The sequence below is a fragment of the Ruegeria sp. H6 genome (genome assembly GCF_056532975.1).
On sequence record NZ_JBQFOA010000021.1, the window covers coordinates 15,298 to 38,008 of the forward strand.

At 57.8% G+C, this 22,711-nt stretch carries 25 protein-coding genes; 19 read left to right on the forward strand and 6 right to left on the reverse strand.

The genetic code is table 11. The features are described from left to right. Positions 1-18: 18 nt before the first annotated feature. Both ACR0AG_RS21525 and hemN read right to left on the reverse strand, forming a co-directional pair. The gene (locus ACR0AG_RS21525) at positions 19-1,947 is read right to left on the reverse strand and encodes an elongation factor G (protein WP_480842673.1); all 1,929 of its coding nucleotides are present in this window, start codon (positions 1,945-1,947) and stop codon (positions 19-21) included. A gap of 202 nt (positions 1,948-2,149) precedes the next feature. Next, positions 2,150-3,505, reverse strand: a complete 1,356-nt coding sequence (hemN, locus tag ACR0AG_RS21530) for an oxygen-independent coproporphyrinogen III oxidase (RefSeq protein WP_480842620.1) — start codon at positions 3,503-3,505, stop codon at positions 2,150-2,152. Between the two features lie 61 nt (positions 3,506-3,566). Between hemN and fnrL the strand changes: the two genes are divergently transcribed. Further along, positions 3,567-4,310, forward strand: coding sequence for a transcriptional regulator FnrL (gene fnrL / locus ACR0AG_RS21535; RefSeq protein WP_480842622.1), 744 nt, complete (start codon positions 3,567-3,569; stop codon positions 4,308-4,310). Between the two features lie 44 nt (positions 4,311-4,354). Next, complete coding sequence (locus ACR0AG_RS21540; RefSeq protein WP_480842624.1) at positions 4,355-4,609, forward strand: GlsB/YeaQ/YmgE family stress response membrane protein; 255 nt, start codon at positions 4,355-4,357, stop codon at positions 4,607-4,609. A 28-nt stretch (positions 4,610-4,637) separates the two neighbouring features. On the opposite strand, the gene ACR0AG_RS21545 is transcribed toward ACR0AG_RS21540, so the two are convergent. After that, positions 4,638-5,477 (reverse strand): universal stress protein, encoded by an 840-nt coding sequence (locus ACR0AG_RS21545; RefSeq protein ID WP_480842626.1) that lies wholly within the window; start codon positions 5,475-5,477, stop codon positions 4,638-4,640. Positions 5,478-5,660: 183 nt separating this feature from the next. On the opposite strand from ACR0AG_RS21545, the gene ccoN reads away from it, so the two are divergent. The 4 genes from ccoN to ccoP are packed head-to-tail and all read left to right on the forward strand — an operon-like array spanning position 5,661 to position 9,089. After that, on the forward strand, positions 5,661-7,268 hold the full coding sequence (gene ccoN, locus ACR0AG_RS21550; RefSeq protein WP_480842627.1) for a cytochrome-c oxidase, cbb3-type subunit I: 1,608 nt from the start codon (positions 5,661-5,663) through the stop codon (positions 7,266-7,268). A gap of 14 nt (positions 7,269-7,282) precedes the next feature. Continuing rightward, complete coding sequence (gene ccoO / locus ACR0AG_RS21555; RefSeq protein WP_480842629.1) at positions 7,283-8,011, forward strand: cytochrome-c oxidase, cbb3-type subunit II; 729 nt, start codon at positions 7,283-7,285, stop codon at positions 8,009-8,011. 11 nt (positions 8,012-8,022) lie between these two features. Then, positions 8,023-8,229 (forward strand): cbb3-type cytochrome c oxidase subunit 3, encoded by a 207-nt coding sequence (locus tag ACR0AG_RS21560; protein ID WP_480842631.1) that lies wholly within the window; start codon positions 8,023-8,025, stop codon positions 8,227-8,229. After that, complete coding sequence (gene ccoP / locus ACR0AG_RS21565; RefSeq protein ID WP_480842633.1) at positions 8,226-9,089, forward strand: cytochrome-c oxidase, cbb3-type subunit III; 864 nt, start codon at positions 8,226-8,228, stop codon at positions 9,087-9,089. Before ACR0AG_RS21560 ends, ccoP begins: the two co-directional genes overlap by 4 nt. Positions 9,090-9,230: 141 nt before the next feature. On the opposite strand, the gene ACR0AG_RS21570 is transcribed toward ccoP, so the two are convergent. Continuing rightward, entirely contained in the window at positions 9,231-9,389 is a 159-nt protein-coding gene (locus tag ACR0AG_RS21570; protein ID WP_480842635.1) for a hypothetical protein, read from the reverse strand. Positions 9,390-9,488: 99 nt separating this feature from the next. Between ACR0AG_RS21570 and ACR0AG_RS21575 the strand changes: the two genes are divergently transcribed. The 8 genes from ACR0AG_RS21575 to nusG all read left to right on the forward strand — a co-directional run bounded on the left by ACR0AG_RS21575 (position 9,489) and on the right by nusG (position 16,298). Continuing rightward, positions 9,489-10,361 (forward strand): LysR family transcriptional regulator, encoded by an 873-nt coding sequence (locus ACR0AG_RS21575; protein WP_480842637.1) that lies wholly within the window; start codon positions 9,489-9,491, stop codon positions 10,359-10,361. A 102-nt stretch (positions 10,362-10,463) separates the two neighbouring features. After that, positions 10,464-11,891: a cytochrome c oxidase accessory protein CcoG gene (gene ccoG / locus ACR0AG_RS21580; protein ID WP_480842639.1), complete on the forward strand. Its 1,428-nt coding sequence runs from the start codon at positions 10,464-10,466 to the stop codon at positions 11,889-11,891. Between the two features lie 2 nt (positions 11,892-11,893). Then, positions 11,894-12,352 (forward strand): FixH family protein, encoded by a 459-nt coding sequence (locus ACR0AG_RS21585; RefSeq protein WP_480842641.1) that lies wholly within the window; start codon positions 11,894-11,896, stop codon positions 12,350-12,352. Between the two features lie 3 nt (positions 12,353-12,355). Then, positions 12,356-14,533 (forward strand): heavy metal translocating P-type ATPase, encoded by a 2,178-nt coding sequence (locus ACR0AG_RS21590; protein ID WP_480842643.1) that lies wholly within the window; start codon positions 12,356-12,358, stop codon positions 14,531-14,533. 4 nt (positions 14,534-14,537) lie between these two features. Next, on the forward strand, positions 14,538-14,696 hold the full coding sequence (ccoS, locus tag ACR0AG_RS21595; protein WP_480842646.1) for a cbb3-type cytochrome oxidase assembly protein CcoS: 159 nt from the start codon (positions 14,538-14,540) through the stop codon (positions 14,694-14,696). Between the two features lie 151 nt (positions 14,697-14,847). Then, complete coding sequence (locus tag ACR0AG_RS21600; RefSeq protein WP_480842648.1) at positions 14,848-15,219, forward strand: hypothetical protein; 372 nt, start codon at positions 14,848-14,850, stop codon at positions 15,217-15,219. A 156-nt stretch (positions 15,220-15,375) separates the two neighbouring features. Further along, the gene (gene secE, locus ACR0AG_RS21605; protein WP_155142428.1) at positions 15,376-15,573 is read left to right on the forward strand and encodes a preprotein translocase subunit SecE; all 198 of its coding nucleotides are present in this window, start codon (positions 15,376-15,378) and stop codon (positions 15,571-15,573) included. Between the two features lie 191 nt (positions 15,574-15,764). Then, the gene (nusG, locus tag ACR0AG_RS21610; protein ID WP_010440977.1) at positions 15,765-16,298 is read left to right on the forward strand and encodes a transcription termination/antitermination protein NusG; all 534 of its coding nucleotides are present in this window, start codon (positions 15,765-15,767) and stop codon (positions 16,296-16,298) included. A gap of 268 nt (positions 16,299-16,566) precedes the next feature. Here nusG and ACR0AG_RS21615 read toward each other — a convergent pair whose 3' ends face one another. Next, entirely contained in the window at positions 16,567-17,103 is a 537-nt protein-coding gene (locus ACR0AG_RS21615) for a hypothetical protein (protein ID WP_480842651.1), read from the reverse strand. 371 nt (positions 17,104-17,474) lie between these two features. Between ACR0AG_RS21615 and rplK the strand changes: the two genes are divergently transcribed. The 3 genes from rplK (at position 17,475) to ACR0AG_RS21630 (ending at position 19,853) form a co-directional block, all read left to right on the forward strand. Beyond that, positions 17,475-17,924, forward strand: a complete 450-nt coding sequence (gene rplK / locus ACR0AG_RS21620; RefSeq protein WP_037314971.1) for a 50S ribosomal protein L11 — start codon at positions 17,475-17,477, stop codon at positions 17,922-17,924. Position 17,925: 1 nt separating this feature from the next. Beyond that, positions 17,926-18,624, forward strand: coding sequence for a 50S ribosomal protein L1 (gene rplA / locus ACR0AG_RS21625; protein ID WP_480653879.1), 699 nt, complete (start codon positions 17,926-17,928; stop codon positions 18,622-18,624). A gap of 206 nt (positions 18,625-18,830) precedes the next feature. Next, positions 18,831-19,853, forward strand: a complete 1,023-nt coding sequence (locus ACR0AG_RS21630; RefSeq protein ID WP_480842653.1) for a Hint domain-containing protein — start codon at positions 18,831-18,833, stop codon at positions 19,851-19,853. A gap of 454 nt (positions 19,854-20,307) precedes the next feature. Here ACR0AG_RS21630 and ACR0AG_RS21635 read toward each other — a convergent pair whose 3' ends face one another. Beyond that, on the reverse strand, positions 20,308-21,141 hold the full coding sequence (locus ACR0AG_RS21635) for a hypothetical protein (protein WP_480842655.1): 834 nt from the start codon (positions 21,139-21,141) through the stop codon (positions 20,308-20,310). Between the two features lie 428 nt (positions 21,142-21,569). Here ACR0AG_RS21635 and rplJ point away from each other — a divergent pair, with 428 nt between their 5' ends. Then, positions 21,570-22,088, forward strand: coding sequence for a 50S ribosomal protein L10 (gene rplJ / locus ACR0AG_RS21640; RefSeq protein WP_170479071.1), 519 nt, complete (start codon positions 21,570-21,572; stop codon positions 22,086-22,088). Positions 22,089-22,167: 79 nt separating this feature from the next. Further along, the gene (rplL, locus tag ACR0AG_RS21645; protein WP_353009219.1) at positions 22,168-22,545 is read left to right on the forward strand and encodes a 50S ribosomal protein L7/L12; all 378 of its coding nucleotides are present in this window, start codon (positions 22,168-22,170) and stop codon (positions 22,543-22,545) included. Positions 22,546-22,711: the final 166 nt, after the last annotated feature.

Here is a 22,711-nt window from a genome sequence, read left to right on the forward strand (position 1 = left end):
GCCCGCCCTCCGGTCCGTTCAGGCGCTGGCTTTTTCCTTTGCTGCCGGTTTTGGAACCGGGCCGCGTACCTCTTCATAGTGATCAAAGCTCAGCTTGACCCAGCCGGTCCCGCGGGTGGCGCTGGCGAGGGTGCGGTGCAACTCATCTTCGGCCACGGCGGGCAACTGGGCGTTGAAGATTTCCCAGCCGGAGGCATTGGGATTGCCCTCGAACCCCAGAACCTGCCCTTGCAGAGAGCTGATGGTCGGCACAAGATCGCCCACAAAATCCGACGGCAGGTGAATTTCCGCGTTCAGAATTGGCTGCAAAACCACGGGCTTTGCCTCGGGCAGCGCCTCGCGCACGGCGTTCTTTCCAGCTGTTCGGAAAGCATAGTCCGAGCTGTCGACATTGTGGTGTTTGCCATCGCTCAGCGTGACTTTGACATCCACCACCGGGAAGCCCTCAGGCCCCTGCACCAGAGCATCCTGCGCGCCGTGTTCGACCGACGGGATATAGTTTCTGGGCACCGCGCCGCCCTTGACCACCTCTTCGAACTGAAACCCCGACCCGCGGGGCAGGGGCGCGATCGAGATCACGACATCAGCAAATTGCCCGGCACCTCCGGATTGCTTGCGGTGGCGATGGCGATGTTCCACTGGCGCCCGGATGGTTTCGCGATAGGCGGTTTCCACGGGCTCGGTCGCAATCTCGATCCCGAAATCCTCGGCCAGTTTGGCCGAAACCCGGCGCATATGCTGCGGACCTTGCGAGCTGAGGATGGCATGACCGCTCAGTTCATCCTGTTCCAACTGCAAACCGGGGTCGATTTCCGCCATACGCCCCAGCGCATTCGACAAACGCACATCGTCACGCTCATGCGCGGGGGATACGACCTGCCGATGTGCTGCCGGGTGCGAAGACGCCCATTCGGGCAGGGGGATCGCCGCGGCGCTGTCATAGATGGAACCGGGGTTGAGATGGTCAGACTTAACAGCGAGGCCGATCTGCCCGGCCTCCAATGCGCCGATCTGGGTTTTGGCGTCCAGCGCGGTCAGATTTCCGACAGTTTCACCACCCAGTGGCTCGTGCGCTTTGACACCGTCGCCTAAACCCCGCAGCACGATGATCTTGCCGATGTGTTTCTTGACGTCTGCAAACCCGGCAATCGCGCGCGCGCTTTCTTCGGCCTCGTCGCGATCCGCCGCAATGTTGAACTCGGGCGCCTCATGTCGCAGGGCCTTCATCAGCCGGGTCAGCCCGTTACCATGACTGGCCGCGCCCAGACAGGCGGGGATGAGTTGGTGGTTCTGCAAAACTTGGGCGGCCAGGTCATAGACCTCGGCACTGGGGGGCTGCTTGTCCTCGATCAGCTGTTCCAGCAGGTGGTCGTCGAAATCTGACAGCGTTTCCAGTAATTCGGTGCGGGCTTCTTGTTCCCGGTCTTCCACCGATTTGGGCAGTTCGATCAGGGCCGAGGGCTGACCCTCCTGATACTTCCAGGCCCGCTCCGAGATCAGATCGACCGCGCCGATAATTGTATCCCCGTCTCGGATCGGGACCTGACGCAGGGCGATATGATGGGTGCAATAGGTCTGCAACGCTGCGATGATGTCGCGGATGCGGCCGTTGGGATTGTCCATCCGGTTGATGAACAGGAAACAAGGGATGCCGGCCTCTTCCACCAGCCGCAGGTATGGCGCGCACAAAACGGCGGCATCCGGGTCAGGTGGCACAACCACCACAGCCGCGTCCGAGATCGCCAAGGCGGGGCCGACATAGGCCAGCGCATCGCCGCCGCCGTCCACGTCAATCGCGCACCAGGGCTCGTCCAAGTAAGAAAAACCGTGCAAATGCACGGTTCCGGAAACATCGAATGTGGTGGGCCGCCCGTCGAGGCGGCTGATGGCCTCGACCAGAGTGGATTTGCCCGATTGGCTGGGGCCGAGGACGGTGAAAACGCGCATAGGTGCTGTCCCTCTTTCAGGTTGCAGAATGGCTGCACGAAAGGGGCTTTCCGGCGCATCGACACCAGAGAGAACTGTCTGCAAGATCGCCTGCCTCAGGCCATGGGCGAGTGGGCTGCCCATAATGTGAGTTTGGAAAAAACCAACCCTTTGCGTCAAGCCCCCTGAGAACCCGGGGCCCGAGCGAGGGCGATACGACCCGTTAAATCGCCGAGCTGTGACCCGCCTTGCTCAGGTCATATGCATCAAAGCTGCGCGCGATCATACGGGTCAGCGGGCGGGCCGCCGGTGGGATGAACAGCCCGTTTTCGGTAACCTCCAACAGCCCGTCAAACGATGCATTCGCGCGTTGGAACATGTCGTTCAGCTCAGCAACGCTGATGTCAAAGCTGCTTGCGATTTCCTGGGTGTCGATCCTGAAGTCGCACATCAAGGCCTCGATCATACGGGCGCGCAGGCTGTCTTGACCCTTGAACCTGTGTCCGCGTGCGGTAGAAAACTGCCCTGCGCGGATCGCTTTGGTGTGGGCCGAGGTGGCTGGAGCGTTCTGGGCATAGCCCTGCGGAAACCGCGAGATCGAGCTGGCCCCGAGGCCGATCAGGACCGGGGACAGATCATCGGTGTAACCCTGGAAATTGCGGCGCAACCGTCCGGCGCGCAATGCGTGTGTCAGGCCATCGTCTTGCGTGGCGAAATGGTCAATGCCGATCTCGGCGTAGTTGTCCCACAGGAACAGACGCCGGGACGTTTCAAACAATTCCAGCCGCTGTTCCGGGGTCGGCAGGGCCTCGGACGGGATCATCTGCTGACGCTTTGCCATCCACGGAACATGCGCATAGCCGTAAAGGGCCACCCGGTCGGGGGACAGTGACAGCAACTTTTGCACGCTTTCCGTCATCCGCGCCTTGGTCTGATGCGGCAGGCCGTAAAGGATATCGGCATTCAGGCTTGCAATCCCGCGCGCCCTGATTTTTTCGATCGCATCGCGCGTGGTGTCATAGCCCTGAATACGTCCGATCGTCTTTTGAATCTCGTCGTCAAAATCCTGCACCCCGATCGAGGCGCGATTCATGCCCGCCTCAGCCAGCGCATCGAGCCGTGCGTCGTCGATCTCATTCGGGTCAATTTCGACCGAGAATTCGGCGTTCGGCCCCAATGGAACGGTTTCAAAGATACGCGCGGCCAGATCGCGCATCAGATCAGGGCCCAACAGCGTTGGTGTGCCGCCGCCCCAATGGAGGCGGGACAGTGTAACTCCTTCGGGCAGACGCGCAGCCAGCAGATCCAGCTCGGCCTTGAGAACATCGACATAGGCGATCACAGGGTTGTCGGTCTGTGTACCCTGCGTTCGGCATGCGCAAAACCAGCACAGGCGGCGGCAGAACGGGACGTGAATGTAAAGCGATACGCTGCTGTTGGGCGTGATCTGAGCGATCCAGTCCGCAAACAAATCCGGCCCCACATCATTGCTGAAATGCGGTGCCGTGGGATAGCTGGTGTAACGCGGTACCTTCGCGTCAAAAAGTCCAAGCCGGGCCAATTGAGGTTTCATTGTCATACCTTGGGGAGTATATCTGGAATAACTTCGACGCTTTGACAGAGATCAAATGGAAACGCGAATGGCCCTCAAGGCATTGAATGAGCATACCCAGTGTGATGACTGCCCGATCCGCCACCGGGCCGTCTGTGCACATTGCGAAAAGGACGAGCTGCAAGAGCTTGAAGATATCAAGTATTACCGCACGTTCGAGGCTGGTCAGACCATCATCTGGTCCGGTGACCCGATGACGTTTGTGGGCTCGGTCGTGTCGGGCATTGCCTCCCTGACCCAAACGATGGAGGACGGGCGGACGCAGATGGTAGGTCTTTTGTTGCCCAGCGACTTTGTCGGTCGTCCGGGGCGCGAATCTGCGCCATACGACGTTCAGGCCACCACCGATGTCATGATGTGCTGCTTTCGAAAGCGCCCCTTCGAAGAGCTTTTGACCAACACACCGCATCTGTCGCAACGCCTGCTTCAGATGACGTTGGACGAATTGGACGCCGCGCGCGAATGGATGCTGGTTCTGGGGCGCAAGACCGCCCGTGAAAAGATCGCCAGCCTGTTGTCGATCATCGCGCGACGGGACGCGTCGATCCAGAAGCGCGGTCTCTCAGGTACGGCTGTGTTTGATCTGCCGCTCACGCGTGAGGCGATGGCCGACTATCTAGGCCTGACGCTGGAAACCGTCAGTCGCCAGATCTCGGCGCTGAAAAAGGACGGCGTCATCCAACTGGAAGGCAAGCGCCATGTGACGATCCCTGATATGGGGCGTCTTATGGAGGAAGCCGGGGATGACACCGATGGCGGGTTCCTCGTCTGATCCCGGACAGGCCCTTATCCGTGCAAAGACGTTAGGAGCGATCCATGGAATTTAGTAGCATATTGGCGATGCTATTCGTTGGTGCGATTTCCGGGTGGCTGTCCGGCAAGATCATGAAGGGCAGGGGCTTTGGCCTGATCGGCAACATCATCGTCGGGATTGTCGGCGCGTTTCTCGCCGGTGCGATCTTTCCCGCGCTGGGGTTTGCGATTGGCGGCGGTCTGCTGTCGTCGATCCTGTTTGCCACGATCGGCGCGGTGATCCTGCTGTTCCTGATCGGATTGGTGCGAAGGGCCTGACCGGAACAGGCGGCTGATCCGATGCGGATCAGTGCGCCAGAAACACCGGGATCTGCGCCTGTTCCAGCATGTTGCGTGTTGCTCCGCCCAGAATGGCCTCGCGGAAACGCGAATGCCCATAGGCGCCCATCACGATCATATCGGCCTGCGAATCCACCGCATGCCGGTTCAGAATGTCCGACACCCGCGTCATTGTCTTGCTGAGCACATCGATTTCGCATCTTACCCCGTGCCGCGACAGCATTTGCGACAGCAACCCACCGGGGTCGGACCGGTCCGGCCCGTGGCGGGGTGGATCGATGACCACAATTCGAACCAGATCCGCTGCTTGCAGGAAGGGCAGGGCACACCGGATGGCGCGCATCGCCTCAACGCTTTCGTTCCAACCGACCAGAATGGTTTTGGGCTTCGAGATCGGAGCGGCGTTGTCAGGTACCAGAAGAACCGGCGCGTGGCCTTCGAACATGGCGGCTTCTACGATGGGTTCAGCCTCGGCATCGCGTCCTTCACCGTAAGGGCGACCCAGAACAACCAGATCCGAGAATCGCGCCCGCCGGGCCACATGGCGCCCGATATCTGCCAACTGAGCAATGCCGCTTTCTGCAGACCACCGCGCCCCGGACTTTTCCAGAAAATCCTGTGCCGCCGTTAACAATGCATCGGCTTCGGCATTGGCCTGTGACACGGATTCCTGAAGGATCAGCGCGTTTGCGCCTGAATAGTAATATCCCGTCTGGCTGCGATCGACGCCCAGGCACAGGGCCTCGGCATGGGCGTTCTGTTCCATCGCCAAAGCTACCATCTGTTCCAGTGGTGCCCGCGCCAGGTTTGCATCGGTCAGAACGGTAAGTAGCGATTTGTAAGCCATGGCGCCCTCTTTGCATTTTGGCAGGTCAGCCTGCCCGTCAGAGAAATTCCAATCACAGAAAACGACCCTTTGTCTTGACACAGATCAAAGCAGGTTCAGGGGCCCGGCGACATTAATGCACCCAGTCAAAAGGGTTCCGCGCGGCAGAAAAGAATCGCGCGGGGCATGGCAAAGGGACGCAATATGTCAAACTACATCAAGCTGATCGTGCTTGCCCTGATCGCGCTGGTTGCTGCGATCGGGACAAATTATGCACGGGATTTGGCGTATCAGGTGCACGCGATACTGGTGATGTTGATCGCCGGTGGTCTTTTCATCTGGACGCTGAGAAACACTGACGAGCCAGATATTCTCGTAGACCGCTCGGCGGAATACATGGATGACGTGATCCGTTATGGCGTCATAGCAACGGCCTTTTGGGGCGTTGTCGGGTTTCTGGCAGGAACCTTCATTGCGTTCCAGCTGGCCTTCCCGGTTCTGAATTTCGACTGGGCGCAAGGCTATCTGAACTTTGGCCGTCTGCGGCCATTGCACACCTCGGCGGTCATTTTCGCCTTTGGTGGTAACGCGTTGATCGCAACTTCGTTCTATGTGGTGCAGCGGACCAGTGCCGCGCGCCTGTGGGGCGGAAACCTCGCATGGTTCGTGTTCTGGGGCTATCAGCTGTTCATCGTTCTGGCCGCGACCGGCTATATCCTGGGCGGCACTCAATCCAAGGAATATGCCGAGCCTGAATGGTATGTTGACCTTTGGCTGACGATCGTCTGGGTTGCTTATCTGGCCGTGTTCCTGGGCACCATCGTCAAGCGGAAAGAGCCCCATATCTACGTGGCGAACTGGTTCTATCTGGCGTTCATCGTCACCGTTGCCATGCTGCACCTCGTCAATAACATGACCATCCCGGTTAGCTTCTGGGGCTCGAAATCGGTCATCGTCTGGTCGGGCGTGCAGGATGCTATGATCCAGTGGTGGTACGGCCACAACGCCGTGGGCTTTTTCCTGACGGCAGGTTTCCTGGGCATGATGTACTATTTCATCCCCAAACAGGCCGAGCGTCCGGTCTTTAGCTACAAGCTGTCGATCATCCACTTCTGGGCGCTGATCTTCCTGTATATCTGGGCCGGTCCGCACCACCTGCACTATACCGCGTTGCCCGACTGGGCCTCGACGCTGGGCATGGTGTTCTCGGTCGTGCTTTGGATGCCGTCCTGGGGTGGTATGATCAACGGTCTGATGACCCTGTCGGGCGCTTGGGACAAGCTGCGCACCGACCCGATCATCCGCATGATGGTCATCTCGGTCGGCTTCTACGGCATGTCCACGTTCGAAGGCCCGATGATGTCGATCCGTGCTGTGAACTCTCTCAGCCACTACACCGACTGGACCATTGGTCACGTGCATTCGGGCGCGCTGGGCTGGAACGGCATGATCACCTTTGGTGCGCTGTACTTCCTGGTGCCCGTGCTGTGGAAGCGCGAGCGTCTGTACTCGCTGCAAATGGTCAGCTGGCACTTCTGGCTCGCCACCATCGGCATCGTGCTCTACGCCGCGTCGATGTGGGTCACCGGTATCATGGAAGGCCTGATGTGGCGCGAAGTGGATGCCAACGGCTTCCTGGTGAACTCGTTCGCCGACACCGTGGCCGCCAAGTTCCCGATGTACGTGGTGCGCGGTCTGGGTGGGGTCCTGTTCCTCGCTGGTTCGATCATCATGTGCTATAACCTGTGGATGACTGTGCGGAAAGCGCCGGCCAAAGAGGCCAGCCTGACCGTCGCGGTCCCGGCTGAATAAAGGGGGCCGGAGCAATGGCAATTCTCGACAAACACAAGATCCTTGAAACCAACGCGACCCTCCTGCTGATCTTCAGCTTTCTGGTCGTGACCATCGGTGGCATCGTTCAGATCACCCCGCTGTTCTATCTTGAGAACACCATCGAGAAGGTGGAGGGCATGCGCCCCTACACCCCTCTGGAAATGGCGGGGCGCGAGATCTATCTGCGCGAAGGCTGCTATGTCTGCCACAGCCAGATGATCCGCCCGATGCGGGATGAGGTCGAACGCTATGGCCACTACTCGCTGGCGGCTGAATCGATGTATGACCATCCATTCCAGTGGGGGTCCAAACGCACCGGGCCTGATCTGGCCCGGGTGGGCGGTCGCTACTCGGATGACTGGCATGTACGCCACCTGCGCGATGCGCAATCGGTGGTGCCGGAATCGGTGATGCCAAAATACGGCTTCCTTGAAAACCGGAAACTGGATGGCAAGTATATCGGCGACATCATGGCGGCCAATGCCGTGGTCGGAACCCCGTATACGGACGAGATGCTTGAGAATGCGCAGGCGGATTTCCGTGCACAGGCCGATCCCGACAGCGACTTTGACGGGTTGCTGGAACGCTATGGCGACAAAGTCAATGTGCGCAATTTCGACGGCCAGCCCGAGTTGACCGAGGCGGACGCGCTGATCGCTTACCTGCAGATGCTGGGCACGCTGGTCGATTTCTCGACCTTCACCCCAGATCCGAATCGCTGAGGGAGGGTGAGATGGAACTTTACACACTCCTGCGGCAGTTCGCGGATAGCTGGATGTTGCTGCTGCTGTTCACCTTCTTTGTTGGCATCGTCATCTGGGTTTTCCGCCCCGGTGCCAGCAAGGAATACAAGGACACCGCCAATATCCCCTTCCGGCATGTTGATGCACCCGCACCCCAGCAAGACAAACCCGCCACATCCAAGGAGGCGCGGCCATGAGCAAGACACCTGAAAAACTGCCGGGCGATCCGAAGACAACCGGCCACAGCTGGGACGGTCTGGAAGAGTTCGACAACCCGATGCCGCGCTGGTGGCTGTGGACCTTCTACGTCACGATCATCTGGGGCGTGATCTACACGATCATGTACCCGGCATGGCCGCTGGTGCAATCAGCAACCGCCGGTGTGCTTGGCTGGTCCTCGCGCGCCCTGGTGCAGGAAGAGATGGTTGCCTTTGAAGAGGCCAACGCCCCCTGGAACGCCAAGCTGGTCGAGACACCGTTGAACGATATCGCAGGTGATCCTGAGCTGCAGCAATATGCTGTCAATGCCGGTGGTGCTGTGTTCCGCACCTGGTGCGCTCAGTGCCACGGGTCCGGTGCGCAGGGTGCGCCGGGGTTCCCGAACCTGCTGGACGATGCATGGCTGTGGGGCGGTACGCTTGAAGATATCGAGTTCACCATCGCCCATGGTATTCGCAACGAAGAAAGCGACGATGCGCGCTATTCTGAAATGCCGGCCTTTGGCGAGATTCTCGAGTCCGAGGAAATCACCCAGGTGGTCCAATACGTCATGTCGCTGACCAATGCACAAACCGACGATGCCGCGGCTCAGGCAGGCAAGGTGGTCTACGAAGACAATTGCTCGGTCTGTCATGGCGATAACGGGCAGGGTGACGTGACGCAGGGTGCTCCGAACCTGACGGATGCCATCTGGCTGTTTGGCGGCAGCGAAGAAGCCCTGACCGAAACGGTCACCTACAGCCGCTTTGGCGTCATGCCGTCTTGGGAAAATCGTCTGACCGAGGCGCAGATCCGCGCCGTAACCGCCTATGTCCACCAACTGGGTGGCGGTCAGTAGAAGGAAACCTTCGGGCGAGATATTGCCCGAAGGCTATGGCACCGGCTGTTCCATCTGTTCGCGCGTTTCCTGGACAGCCGGTGCTAAATTTATCTTCAAGACATTGAACGCGCCAGGGCCTTGGCCCATTCTCTTCGCGCTTTACAGATCACACAAATCCACATCGCGGCGCGTTTCCCGCCACCAGTGACGTTCCGGCAACCAGCTTTTCTTGCGGGTTTTTCGATTGGGCACATCCCTGATCCGTGGGGCATCGATACGGGTGGCGGTCATGAAGGATTTCGCAAAAACAGTCAGCATTTTCAGTCTCCGATACGCTGATTTCATGAAATCTAGATTGACCTTTTGCGCCCGAAATGCGACTCAATTGGAATTCGGTCATGTAATCAGGAGTTACATGTGAATTGGCTCAACCTTCCTCCGCTGGCGTCGCTGAGAGCGTTTGCAGCCTTTGCTGAACGGCGCAATGTGATCGAGGCGGGTGCTGCGCTGAATGTCAGCCACGCTGCCATCAGCCAGCAATTGCGCGCGCTGGAAAAGCATCTTGGTGTGGCGTTGCTGGATCGCACAGGCAAGGCGCTGACCCTGACCGCCGATGGCGAGCATCTGGCACGGGCGCTTCATCTGGGTTTTGGCGCCATCGAAACCGCAGTGCGGGATCTGTCGCGCGCAGGATCGGACCGGCCGGTGCATGTCTCGTTGACGCCGTCCTTTGCAGCCTCGTGGCTGATGCCGCGCCTGCCGATGTTTCGCGCGGCCCATCCCGAAATTGATCTGATGCTTGATCCGTCGCCCGATATCGTCGATCTGCGGCCGGGTGGCGTTGACGTGGCCATTCGGTACGGCGCGGGGGATTGGCCCGGGGTCATGTCGGAGATGCTGCTGCAAACGCCCATGGTCATCGTGGCTGCTCCGCAGCTATTGGGTGGCAAGCTGAACTGGACGCCGACCGAACTGGCCCAGTTGCCCTGGCTGGAAGAGATCGGGACGACCGAGGGCACAACCTGGCTGGCGCGCCACGATGCGGGACCGGCCCGTGGTGCCGGTCGTACGGAATTGCCGGGTAATCTGGTGCTGGATGGCCTGCGGGCGGGGCAGGGTGTCACGGTTACCGTGCGACATTTCGTCGAAGCCGACATCAAGGCGGGACGTATCGTAGAACTTTATGCCGAACCCGACAATCGTGGCTATCATATTGTAACTGCAAAGACTCCTGTGCGCCCGGCGGTCAAAGCTTTTGTCAGCTGGCTTCGCCGACTGGCCGGGGACTGACAAAAGGTGTCCGCACGATGTGCATTTTGACCCATGTCAAAGTCCGTTGCGCTGTGATCTGGAAGAAAGCACACTCAGAAGAGCCAGATTTGGAGCCAGCCCGTGAGCGATTCCAACCCCGCCCCAAGCCTCTATGCCGCCAGAGAGCCGATCTTTCCGCGCCGTGTCTCGGGGCCCTTTCGTAACCTCAAGTGGATCATCATGGTGGTGACACTTGGCATCTACTATGTGACGCCATGGATCAGATGGGATCGCGGGCCCAGCCTGCCGGATCAGGCGGTGTTGCTGGATTTGGCCAACCGGCGGTTCTATTTCTTCTGGATCGAAATCTGGCCACATGAATTCTATTTTGTGGCCGGCCTGCTGATCATGGCGGGGTTGGGGCTGTTTTTGTTCACCTCGGCGCTGGGTCGGGTCTGGTGCGGATATGCCTGCCCGCAGACGGTGTGGACCGATCTCTACATTCTGGTTGAACGTTGGATTGAGGGCGACCGGAACGCGCGCCTTCGATTGCATCGGCAGAAAAAGCTGGATTTCCGCAAGGCCCGCCTGAGGTTGACCAAATGGGTGGTCTGGCTGTTGATCGGGCTGGCCACCGGAGGGGCCTGGATATTCTATTTCGCGGATGCGCCCACCTTGTTGCGCGATCTGGTGACAGGAAATGCGCATCCTGTGGCCTACACCACCATGCTGATCCTGACAGGCACCACCTTCCTGTTCGGCGGGTTCGCGCGCGAGCAGATTTGCATCTATGCCTGCCCGTGGCCCCGCATTCAGGCCGCGATGATGGACGAGGATACCCTGGTCGTCGGCTACCGCGAATGGCGAGGCGAGCCGCGTGGCAAGGGCAAGCGAACGGCGGATTCTGAACTAGGTGACTGCATTGATTGCATGGCCTGTGTGAATGTCTGCCCTGTCGGCATCGACATTCGCGACGGCCAGCAATTGGAATGCATCACCTGCGCGCTTTGTATCGATGCCTGCGACGACATGATGGCCAAGATCGGCAAGCCGCGCGGTCTGATCGACTATATGGCGCTGAGCGATGAACAGCGGGAGCGTGGGGGTGAACTGCCCAAAAGCGTCTGGTCGCACATCCTGCGTCCGCGCACGATCATGTATACCGCGCTATGGTCGCTTGTCGGTTTCGCGCTGCTATTCGCCCTGTTCATCCGTTCGGATATCGACCTGACGGTTGCGCCAGTGCGGAATCCGACATTTGTGACACTGTCCGACGGCACGATCCGCAACACTTATGACGTGCGCCTGCGCAATAAACATGGTGAGGAACGGCCCTTTACGGTATCTCTGGCTGGAGATTCAGCGATGACATTGGAAATCGAAGGGGTCGACGGTAACATTGTCGATGTTGCCGCAGACACGGCGCAGCTGACCCGGGTCTACATCCTGGCTGCCAAAGATACGCCACCAGCGGGTGCCGATAGCACATCGGTCCGGATCTGGGTTGAAGACACGCAAAGCGGCGAGCGCGCGTACAAAGACACCACGTTCAATGGGCGAGGAAACTGAAAATGGCTGAACGGCAATTTACCGGCAAACACGCGCTTGCTGTTTTTGTTGCGGCTTTTGGCGTGATCATCTCGGTCAACCTCTATTTGGCCTACAGCGCGGTCAAGACCTTTCCGGGGCTAGAGGTCAAGAATTCCTACGTTGCCAGCCAGCAGTTCAACGACCGCTTGCAGGAACAGCAGGCACTGGGGTGGGAGATCGAGGCCGAACACACGGGCGGCCTGCTGGTCTTGCACATCACGGATCAGACCGGGTCACCGGTCGAGGTGGCCGAGTTGCAGGCGATTGTTGGCCGCGCAACCCATGTGAAAGAGGACTTTTCACCGCAATTCACTTTTGACGGGATCGCCTATGCGACGCCGGCGGCATTGGGTAAGGGCAACTGGAATATTCGGCTGGTCGCCAAGGATCGCGATGGAACCGAATTTGTGCAGCGTGTGCCGCTATATGTTAAGGGCTAAGGGATGACGGCGCAGATATCTTCTGGCACGGCGGCGTGTCCCGGGTGCATTGCGACCCCGGCAGAGCCTGCGCGACCCATCCCGCAGGATGTTCAGATCGCCCTGTCCCTGCCGGGTATCCATTGCTCTGCCTGTATCGCCGCGGTCGAGCGGGAACTGGACGCCTATCCCGGGGTCGAGGGCGCGCGCGTGAACCTGACCCTAAAGCGGGCCATGATCAAGGCCGCGCCCGATGTGCGCGCCACCGATCTGATCCCGGTGCTTGCTGCGGCAGGGTACGAGGCGCATGAGCTTGATCCTGGCGCTTTGTCTGCCACGCAGTCGGACAAAGCAGGGCGTGATCTGCTGATGCGGCTGGCGGTTGCTGGCTTTGCCTCGATGAACGTGATGCTGCTGTCGGTTTCGGTCTGGTCCGGGGCCACAGATTCCACGCGGGACATGTTCCATTGGATTTCCGCGGCGATCGCTTTTCCAGCCATCGCCTTTGCGGCGCAGCCGTTCTTCAAGAACGCCTGGAGCGCGTTGCGGGTTCACCGTCTGAATATGGATGTTCCGATCGTGCTGGCGATCCTGCTGGCCCTGATCACATCGCTTTGGGAAACGGCGCTCAGCGGCAAACACGCCTATTTCGACGCGGCCCTGACGCTGACCTTCTTCTTGCTGGCCGGTCGCTATCTGGATTACCGGACACGCGCCGTTGCCCGATCCGCCGCCGAGGAACTGACCGCGCTGGAAGTTCCGCGTGCGATCCGCCTGACCGACGGGGTCGAGGATGAGGTCGCCGTGTCTGACCTTCGGGTTGGCGATCTGATACTTGTGCGCCCGGGTGGCCGGATGCCAGTGGATGGCCAAATCGTTTCGGGCCAGTCCGAGCTCGACCGATCCCTGCTGACGGGTGAGACGCTGCCGGTTTTTGCACAACCGGGCCAATCGGTCAGCGCGGGCGAAGTCAACCTGACCGGGCCTCTGACCATTCAGGCGACGGCTGTGGGTGAGGATACGTCCCTGCATCAGATGGCAGATCTGGTGGCCATCGCCGAATCCGGTCGGTCACGCTATACCTCGCTGGCCGACAAAGCGGCCAAGCTTTATGCGCCAGGGGTTCATATCCTGTCGGCACTCAGCTTTCTGGGCTGGTACATCTACTCCGGTGATCTGCGTACCGCGTTGAACATCGCGGCGGCTGTGCTGATTATCACCTGCCCCTGTGCGCTGGGCCTAGCTGTTCCTGCGGTGACCACGGCGGCCTCGGGCCGTCTGTTTCGCAAGGGCATGTTGATCAAGGACGCAACCGCGCTGGAGCGTCTGGCGCAGGTTGACACTGTAGTTTTCGACAAAACCGGTACACTGACCTCGGGCACGCCCGAAGTGACCAATTTGGGAGATCATGCGCGCGCAGATCTGGAGGTTGCGCTGGCGCTGGCCGAGGCGTCGTCTCATCCCCTGTCCACTGCGTTGACCCGCGCGGCGCGTGAGGCCGGGATCAAACCCGCTACGCTTCGCGAGCGTGTCGAAATTCCGGGATACGGCACCGAGGCTGTTTTCCGCGATCAAAGGGTAAGACTGGGGCGCGCGGCCTGGGTTGGCGCTGAAGACAGCGGCGAAACCTCTGCCTGGCTTTCCATCGGGGCGCATCCGCCAATCTGCTTTACCTTTTCGGACAGTCTGCGCACCGGCGCGGAAGAGGCCGTTTCTACCCTGCGCGCAGCAGGCAAAGAGGTCATTTTGATCTCGGGTGACACGCAAGGCGCGGTTCAGATGCTGGCGGACAAGCTGGGCATCGAGACATGGATCGCACAGGCCCTGCCGCAGGACAAAGCAACCAGGATACAGGCGCTGAGCGAGGCAGGTCACAAGGTCCTGATGGTTGGGGACGGGCTGAACGACACGGCGGCCTTGGCTGCGGCGCATGTGTCGATTTCTCCGGCATCGGCTTTGGATGCCGCTCGGGTGGCATCGGATATCGTGTTGCTGGGCAATGATCTGTCTCCGATCGCCCAGGTCTGCACCACGGCTGAACAAGCGACCAAGCGGATTCGCGAGAACTTTCGCATAGCGACCGTCTACAACGTGATTGCGGTCCCGCTGGCCGTTGCGGGCCTCGCGACGCCGTTGATCGCGGCATTGGCAATGTCGACGTCATCAATCACGGTTTCTCTCAACGCCCTGCGCCTGAGGTGACGACATGGAAGTTCTTGCCTATCTCATTCCGATTTCACTGTTTCTGGGCGGCGTTGGTCTGGTTGCGTTCATCTACACGGTACGATCAGACCAATACGATGACCCCGAAGGCGACGCGCAACGCATCCTGAGCGATGAATGGGATGACAAGCCCAAGCCCTGATATGTTGTCGTGTTTCTGGTTGAAAATCACAAAATAAACACAATCTAAACTTGTTTCTGAATGGATCGCATCGGATAGCAACCCGGTGCGATCATTTTCTTTTCGCACCATGTCATCCACATGTGAACAAACAAAAAGACTGGAGAAAAAAGTGCGGAAAGCTCTTTTGGCCACCCTTGTATTTTCCTCTTTGACGGCATGTGCCGCCTCACCGGACAAAGTGTCATCGGCCTATGTCAGCCCGACCATTTATGAAGGGCGCAGCTGCAACCAGCTTTTGGCCGAGCGCAATCAGGTTGCCAGCCATGTCAACCAGCTGACAGCCAAGCAGAAAAAGGCATCGACTTCGGATGCTGTCGCCACCGGCGTTGCGCTGGTGCTGTTCTGGCCTGCCGCATTTGCTTTGGCCGCGACCGAAGATCAGTCGGATCAACTGGCTCAGGCCAAAGGGAATTACGATGCGATCACGACGCAGATGACTCAGAAGAACTGCAAAATACCAGCAGCGCCGCAGACCACCTGATCTGTCTGAGGGACAGTGCATAGCGAACAACTCTGTGTCGCCGGTTCGGGTCCGGCGGCGCAATCCCCGGGCCAATTTGTCATCGGATGATATCTTGAAATTGCCTCAATGCCCGGTTATGTCCGGCCCATCCGCTAGCAGAGAGATTGAAGCCTCATGGCCACCACAAACCCGATCCAGTTCATCCAGCAGGTCCGTGCCGAAGTTGCAAAGGTCGTTTGGCCGACGCGGCGCGAGGTACTGCTGACCACGGTTATGGTGTTCATCATGGCGGCCCTGACGGCCGTGTTCTTTGCCCTTGTTGATCTGGCAATTCGCGGTGGTCTGCAACTGGTCCTGGGTGCCTTCAGCTAACGCGCATCGGACGGGGCGGAAACACGACTGACCCCTTGCACAGCGCGTCGTGTCAGAGTAGGTGACGCGGAACTATTCGGAATGGGCGTGCGGCGATTCGGGCTGCGCGCCGCTTTTTATTCCGGATGACGTGACAGAATTTCAACGACGGGCGCAGTCGCGGCCCAAAGGCAAACAAGGACGACAGGTTCATGGCGAAACGGTGGTACTCGGTCAGCGTTCTTTCGAATTTCGAAAAGAAGATCGCAGAGCAGATCCGCACGTCGGTGGCTGAACAGGGCCTTGAGGACGATATCGACGAGGTTCTGGTGCCCACCGAAGAGGTGATCGAAGTGCGCCGGGGCAAGAAAGTCACGACCGAACGTCGTTTCATGCCGGGCTATGTGCTGGTGCATATGGAAATGTCCGATCAGGGCTATCACCTCGTGAACTCGATCAACCGCGTTACCGGCTTTCTGGGCCCGCAGGGCCGCCCGATGCCGATGCGTGATGCCGAGGTGAACCAGATCCTGAACCGCGTTCAGGAAGGCGAAGAAGCGCCCAAGCTGATGATCACCTTCGAGGTCGGCGAGAAGGTCAAGGTCAACGACGGCCCGTTCGAGGATTTCGACGGCATGGTCGAAGGCGTGGACGACGAAGCGCAGAAGCTGAAAGTGTCGGTCTCGATCTTCGGTCGCGAAACGCCGGTCGAGCTGGATTTCACGCAGGTGACCAAGCAGAGCTGAGTGGAGTTGTGCTGAATTCAGTTTTCAGCCAACCTCGTGCGATTGTAGATGCCCTGTTTTAAGGGCAACAAATTTCGCACCCACTAACCAGCTCGTTTGGGATTCAAGTTTTTGGGCGTGCCAAAGCAGAGCATTTAGGCATCCTGGCGCTCTTCGTGCTGCTTTCGGGATATCCGCTGCGGCATATGGCTTTGTGGTTCATGCGACCATTTTGAAAACGATTTCAACATGGCATTTACGGCTGCTACGCGTTTTCAAGCAACGAAACTCAGCCAGTGGTGCCGATGACGTATCGTATGGCCGGCCCGGTGCAGTCGTATATCGAGACATGAATATTGCCGGGTTTTCCCGAGATCACATAGTAGCAATCTGCTTTGCCGCCGGAAAACCTGAAATGGATGAGTATTAGATCTTGGCTCTCACCACCTTTGCCCATCAATGGGATGTTGACCTTAAGTGACGCATCCGCTCCGCTGGCATCGTCGACTTTGAAGCTGATTTCACCAGTCTCGCCGGGTTCGATTTCGCCGTTGGTCTTGCTAACCACAACGCCTTGTTCTTCTTCTGTCGTGCCAGCACCAAGGACACTGTTTGTGTCGTTTTCTATCGAGATTTTTATCCTATCCGTACTGTCGGCGTAGGCAGCCGAACCAGCCAGCGTCAGAATCAAAGCAGCGGAGAGTATGGAGCGCATGGTGTTAAGCCTTCTGGTCCAAGTTTTTTGCGGTTGAAAAGCTTGTTCAAGTTCAAACCATGAATCACAACTGACATGAGGTAAAGAAGGTTTGTCGAAAACCGGCGGCAAAGACTTATTGGCCGAAGCTTAGAGTGCTGAGGCCAAACGAATTCGTTTCTGCGCTTGATCTTGGGCCAAGATGTAGATTTGCGCTAAATGTGGCCCGCTGCGATGAAAGACGCTCGTCTAAGAAACTAAGTGACGGCCCGAAACGTTCAGTCGGATGTTGTCTTTTGAGAATGTCATTCTCGTGCACTGAAAATCTATCGCATTGCGATGCAGCCACCACTTGCCAACCCACACATTCCCATATACATGCCGCCTCTATCGTCTTCGGGCGAGAGTCTCTCGTGGGAGATTATCGGGATCGCGATCCCGGATCGGACCACGCAACATAATCTGGTCGGGGCGCGCCCCAACCGAGTTGAAAGGAAATCCAAATGGCCAAGAAGCTTGCTGGTACAATGAAGCTGCAGGTTCCTGCAGGTCAGGCGAACCCCTCGCCGCCAGTTGGTCCGGCGCTGGGTCAGCGCGGCATCAACATCATGGAATTCTGCAAGGCGTTCAACGCCAAGACCGCAGACATGGAGCAGGGTGCACCTTGCCCGACCGTGATCACCTATTATCAGGACAAGTCCTTCACCATGGACATCAAGACGCCGCCCGCGTCTTATTACCTGAAAAAAGCCGCTGGCCTGAAGCCGGTCGGCAAGCGGAACCGCCCACGCGGTGCGGAAAACCCCGGTCGTGAGACCGTGGCCACCGTGACCTCGAAGCAGGTTCGCGAAATCGCCGAAGCCAAAATGAAAGATCTCAACGCCAACGATGTCGAAGGCGCAATGCAGATCATTCTGGGCTCGGCCCGCTCTATGGGCATCGAGGTGAAGTAAGATGGCAAAACTCGGTAAACGTACCCGCGCTGCGCGCGAAGCTGTCGCCGGCAAGGAAAACCTGTCGGTCGAAGAAGCTGTTTCCCTGGTCAAAGGCAACGCGACCTCGAAATTTGACGAAACCATCGAGATCGCTCTGAACCTGGGCGTTGACACCCGTCACGCGGACCAGATGGTTCGTGGCGTTGTCGGCCTGCCCAACGGCACCGGTAAAGCGATGCGCGTTGCAGTCTTCGCGCGTGGCCCCAAGGCCGACGAGGCGAAAGAAGCTGGCGCAGATATCATCGGCGCAGAGGACCTGATGGAAACCATTCAGGGCGGCACCATCGAATTCGACCGCTGCATCGCCACCCCGGACATGATGCCGATCGTCGGCCGTCTGGGTAAAGTTCTGGGCCCCCGCAACCTGATGCCGAACCCCAAGGTTGGCACCGTGACCATGGATGTGAAAGCGGCCGTGGAAGCAGCCAAGGGCGGTGAAGTTCAGTTCAAGGCGGAAAAAGGCGGCGTTGTGCACGCCGGTGTCGGCAAAGCGTCGTTCGACGAAGCCAAACTGGTCGAAAACGTCCGCGCCTTCATCTCGGCTGTGGCCAAGGCCAAGCCGTCGGGCGCCAAAGGCACCTACATGAAGAAAATCGCTCTGAGCTCGACCATGGGTCCCGGCGTGACCTTGGATGTGGCTGCTGCCTCGGGCGAGTAATCGCTCAATAAATCGTGACGATTTCGGGCCCCGGTGGAATGTTCCGCCGGGGTTTGTCGTTTTTGTGGGTCACAGTTTCGATATTGTGACTGTGGCCATCTTCCAAAACCGGACAATGATTTGGTAGTGTCTTGCAGATAAAGGTATCATTGGTGCGCTGGCTAAGGGCCAAGTGAAATGCGCCAAGAACAGGGTTGGAAGTTGCTATGGTTGAACGCGTATTCTTTGCACAGGACAATGAAAGCCTGGTCGTCACCTCTAGCAGCAACGGGGCGATTGTCGGGAACGGCATTATCAACAACTCGGACACGCCGGATGGTACGATTTTTGAGTACTCGGCGGGCATGGGTACGACCATCACTCTGGATGACACGTTCGACGTCGATGTTTTCAACGATGACGACACCGCGAACCATACAGTTATCGATGGCGGTGGCATCGTTGCGGACGGGCAGGGTGTCGAATCTGAATCCGTCATCACTGTTCGGGCTCTGGATGCAGAGGGAAACCCAACTGGCCCCGAGATCGACATCTACGTGTTCTCTCAGGGTGGCGTGACGCAGAATGTCTGGGGATTTGCGTCTTCCGCTCCGTTGGAAGACGGTGTCTCATACATAAAGGTCAGCGGGTCCAACTTTGGATCATCAGCCTATACGGATTACATAACCTGCTTTGCAGACGGCACCATGATCCGGACGGCAGACGGTGAGTTGCCGGTCGAAGATCTGCGTGTGGGCAGTATGGTCTGGACCCGTGATGCCGGGTTCCAGAAAGTGTTGTGGGTTGGTCAAACCGAGGTCGCCGCCAAGGGCGCGTTGGCACCTGTGGTGATCGAAGCTGGTGTGATTGGAAATTCCAACGAATTGATCGTATCCCAACAGCATCGGGTTCTGATCGATGTCCCGGCCACGGAAATGCTGTTTGGTCAGCCCGAGGTTCTGGTCGCGGCCAAACATCTGTGTGGCCTGCCGGGTGTTTCAATCCGCGAATCCGAGAGCGTGCGCTATACGCATTTCATGTTTGATCGCCATCATATCGTTCAATCGAACGGCGCCTTGTCCGAGAGCTTTTTCCTTGCCCGAAACTCGGTTCGTGCCCTTTCGTCCCCGCAGCGCCGCGAAATCCTGTCGCTGTTCCCGGGTTTGAAAACGGCGGATGCGGGGTTCGACCAAACGGCGGCCATGACAATCGGATCCGGTGCTGCCTCGGTATTGCGGGCATACCTGTAACGGCAATGGTTGTTTCGCTTCGCCTGCAAGCTGAAGATCGAATGTTTTATCAGATAGCTTTTCCGAATCCGCGTTAGTTTGTTTTGAGCCGACTTACGGACCAAAGAGCGCTTTTTATTGCGCTCATTTAGTTTTGACTGTGCCATGAGCAATTTACCCTCCAACAATTGCTGAAATTGATTGGTTTGGCTCAGTTGGTTCTGTTTTCAGAGCGTTCGAATTAGAGAAAGGGGTCTATTGGGGCCATCTGACAACAACGCGTTGCCGTTGTTGTGTAGGCTGTGATTTTGCTGTTCCCAAATGGCGAAGAGAGGGGCCTTAGTCAGAGTAGGTTGGAATTTCGCGTGCGCGCTTCAGTTTTTTTTATGGGTCAGGCTGGACGGTATACGCTTTTTTGTTGGTGTAGTCTCAACCAAAGTGTCAGCAGAGGGTTGGTCATGTGCCAAGGGCGGTTTCAAGTCAGATTGTTGCTGCGGAAAACCTGACGCCGCCAACGGCCAAGGACAATTCTTGCCCTTCGCCAAATGGGCGTCGGTTTTTGCATGTAATGCCGTATTCGCGCGCCCATATAGTCGTCCTGAAATCCAACCAGGTGGGTATCGATACCTTTCCCGGCAAAAAAGGCGCGACGCACTATTTCCATCCTTGAACCCCATTCTTGACAGTGAAAAACTCGGAGATCTGGAGAGTTAAGCAAGCGTATGCCCCAGATATCCTGGTCTTTGCAGAATTGTTCTATTGCAGCTTCTGGCGCAAACCGCCCAACGCCCAACTCTTCGATTGTGTATGCAGATTGTGCTTTCCGCCAAATCGGAGCCGGAATAATAGCAAAACAGTTACTAAATCGCTGAGTCAACATCAGGCCATCTGTGTCGGAAGGCAGATCGGCTCGATACTTCAGGGTTGCGCCCGTAATAAAACAAGCTTGTTCACGGTTCATTACAGACAGGGTATTCTCTTGCCACACGAGACCTTGGCGGATGTAGGGCAAAGTATCGAGGCGTATAATGCAGGCAACACCGTCACCCACTGGCTCGAATTGTTCCCATAAGAGCTTGATTTCGTTCTCGGTTGTCTCTGACGCACTTGTTTGACCGAGTACAATCAGTTTTGTTTCGTATCTTTTGGCAAGTGACTCAAGTGACTCAACGATTTCGGGGTCGGGTCCAACGTGGACAACCAAGGCAATTGGGGGCCAGTCGAAGAACTTGAGCCAGTCCTCTAGAACCAAACAATGTCCTTTTTGCAGAACAAAGGTGAGCAAAAAAAAGGATTTCTCTTTAACCATAATCTGTTGTCCCAAAGGCGGCATCGCTCAGCCAACCGAGTATGCGACTGAACGATCTAGGTTGGGCAAGGTACTTTTCTGGTTTGCAGGGTGTCAAGCAACGGTTCCACCGCCGTTTTTTTAGGTATTTTATGTTTGATGGCTTAACTGGTATTTACCCCTTGGAAACCCCGCCCTTCTGCCCTAAGTAGACCTGCGGAACAAAGCGTGCGATTCGTCGTGCGCTTTCTTTCGTTTCGTCCAAGACGGTGGGTGGTGCCATTCGGTCCCTTAATTTCCTGCCTGAGACGGGTAAGACCAAAGAATTCTGAGGGTCCCTCCCTCGGGCGCATTTTGGCCAATCCCGTAAAAACGGACCTGAACGCCGGAGCGAAAGCTGCGGCAAATATGAGCCGGGGTGAGGTATCGCCCCTAACTTGGAGAGAACTGTGGATAGAGCCCAGAAAGAGAAAGTGGTCGAGGAACTCGGCCAAATCTTCGAAAGCTCTGGCGTCGTAGTGGTTTCACACTACGCCGGTCTGACAGTTGCCGAGATGCAGGACCTGCGCGCGCGTGCACGCGAAGCGGGCGGGTCTGTGCGTGTTGCCAAGAACAGGCTCGCCAAAATCGCCCTTGAGGGTAAGCCGTGTGAAAGCATGGCCGACCTGCTGACAGGGATGACCGTTCTGACCTATTCCGAGGACCCTGTGGCAGCAGCCAAAGTGGCCGAGGACTACGCCAAAGAGAACCAAAAGTTCGAAATTCTTGGCGGTGCAATGGGTGAGAACGCTCTGGACCGGGCTGGTGTTACAGCCGTGTCGAAAATGCCGTCGCGCGAGGAGCTTATTGCTTCGATCGTTGGCTGCATCGGCGCGCCTGCTTCGAACATCGCCGGTGCAATTGGCGCACCTGCAAGCAACATCGCAAGCATCCTTTCCACCATCGAAGAGAAGGCGGAAGCTGCGTAAGCGGTTGGCACTGAATGATCTGCGTAGGGTAACAACCCTGACGTTGGAACACACACTGTAAACGGAAAGAGCTGATACAATGGCTGATCTGAAAGCACTCGCAGAAAGCATCGTGGGTCTGACCCTGCTGGAAGCACAAGAACTGAAAACCATCCTCAAAGACGAGTACGGCATCGAGCCCGCAGCTGGCGGCGCCGTCATGGTCGCAGGCGCAGCTGGCGATGCCGGCGGTGCAGCTGAGGAAGAGAAAACCGAATTCGACGTCGTTCTGAAGAACGCCGGCGCTTCGAAAATCAACGTGATCAAAGAAGTTCGCGGCATCACCGGTCTGGGCCTGAAAGAAGCCAAGGAACTGGTCGAAGCTGGCGGCAAGATCAAAGAAGGCGTGGACAAAGCCGAAGCCGAAGAGATCAAAGGCAAGCTGGAAGCAGCTGGCGCCGAGGTCGAACTGGCCTAAGCCTGTTCTGTGGTGCATCGCTGATGCGCCTGAAAATTTGGCTGGGTCCGGAGAAATCCGGGTCCAGCCGAACCTGTCTTAGAAAGGGCCTCATGCGGTGGGGCGTTTTCTAAGACACGGTTTTCGGATCGGGAGGCTGCCTTCGGGACGGTGGCCACGAATTGAT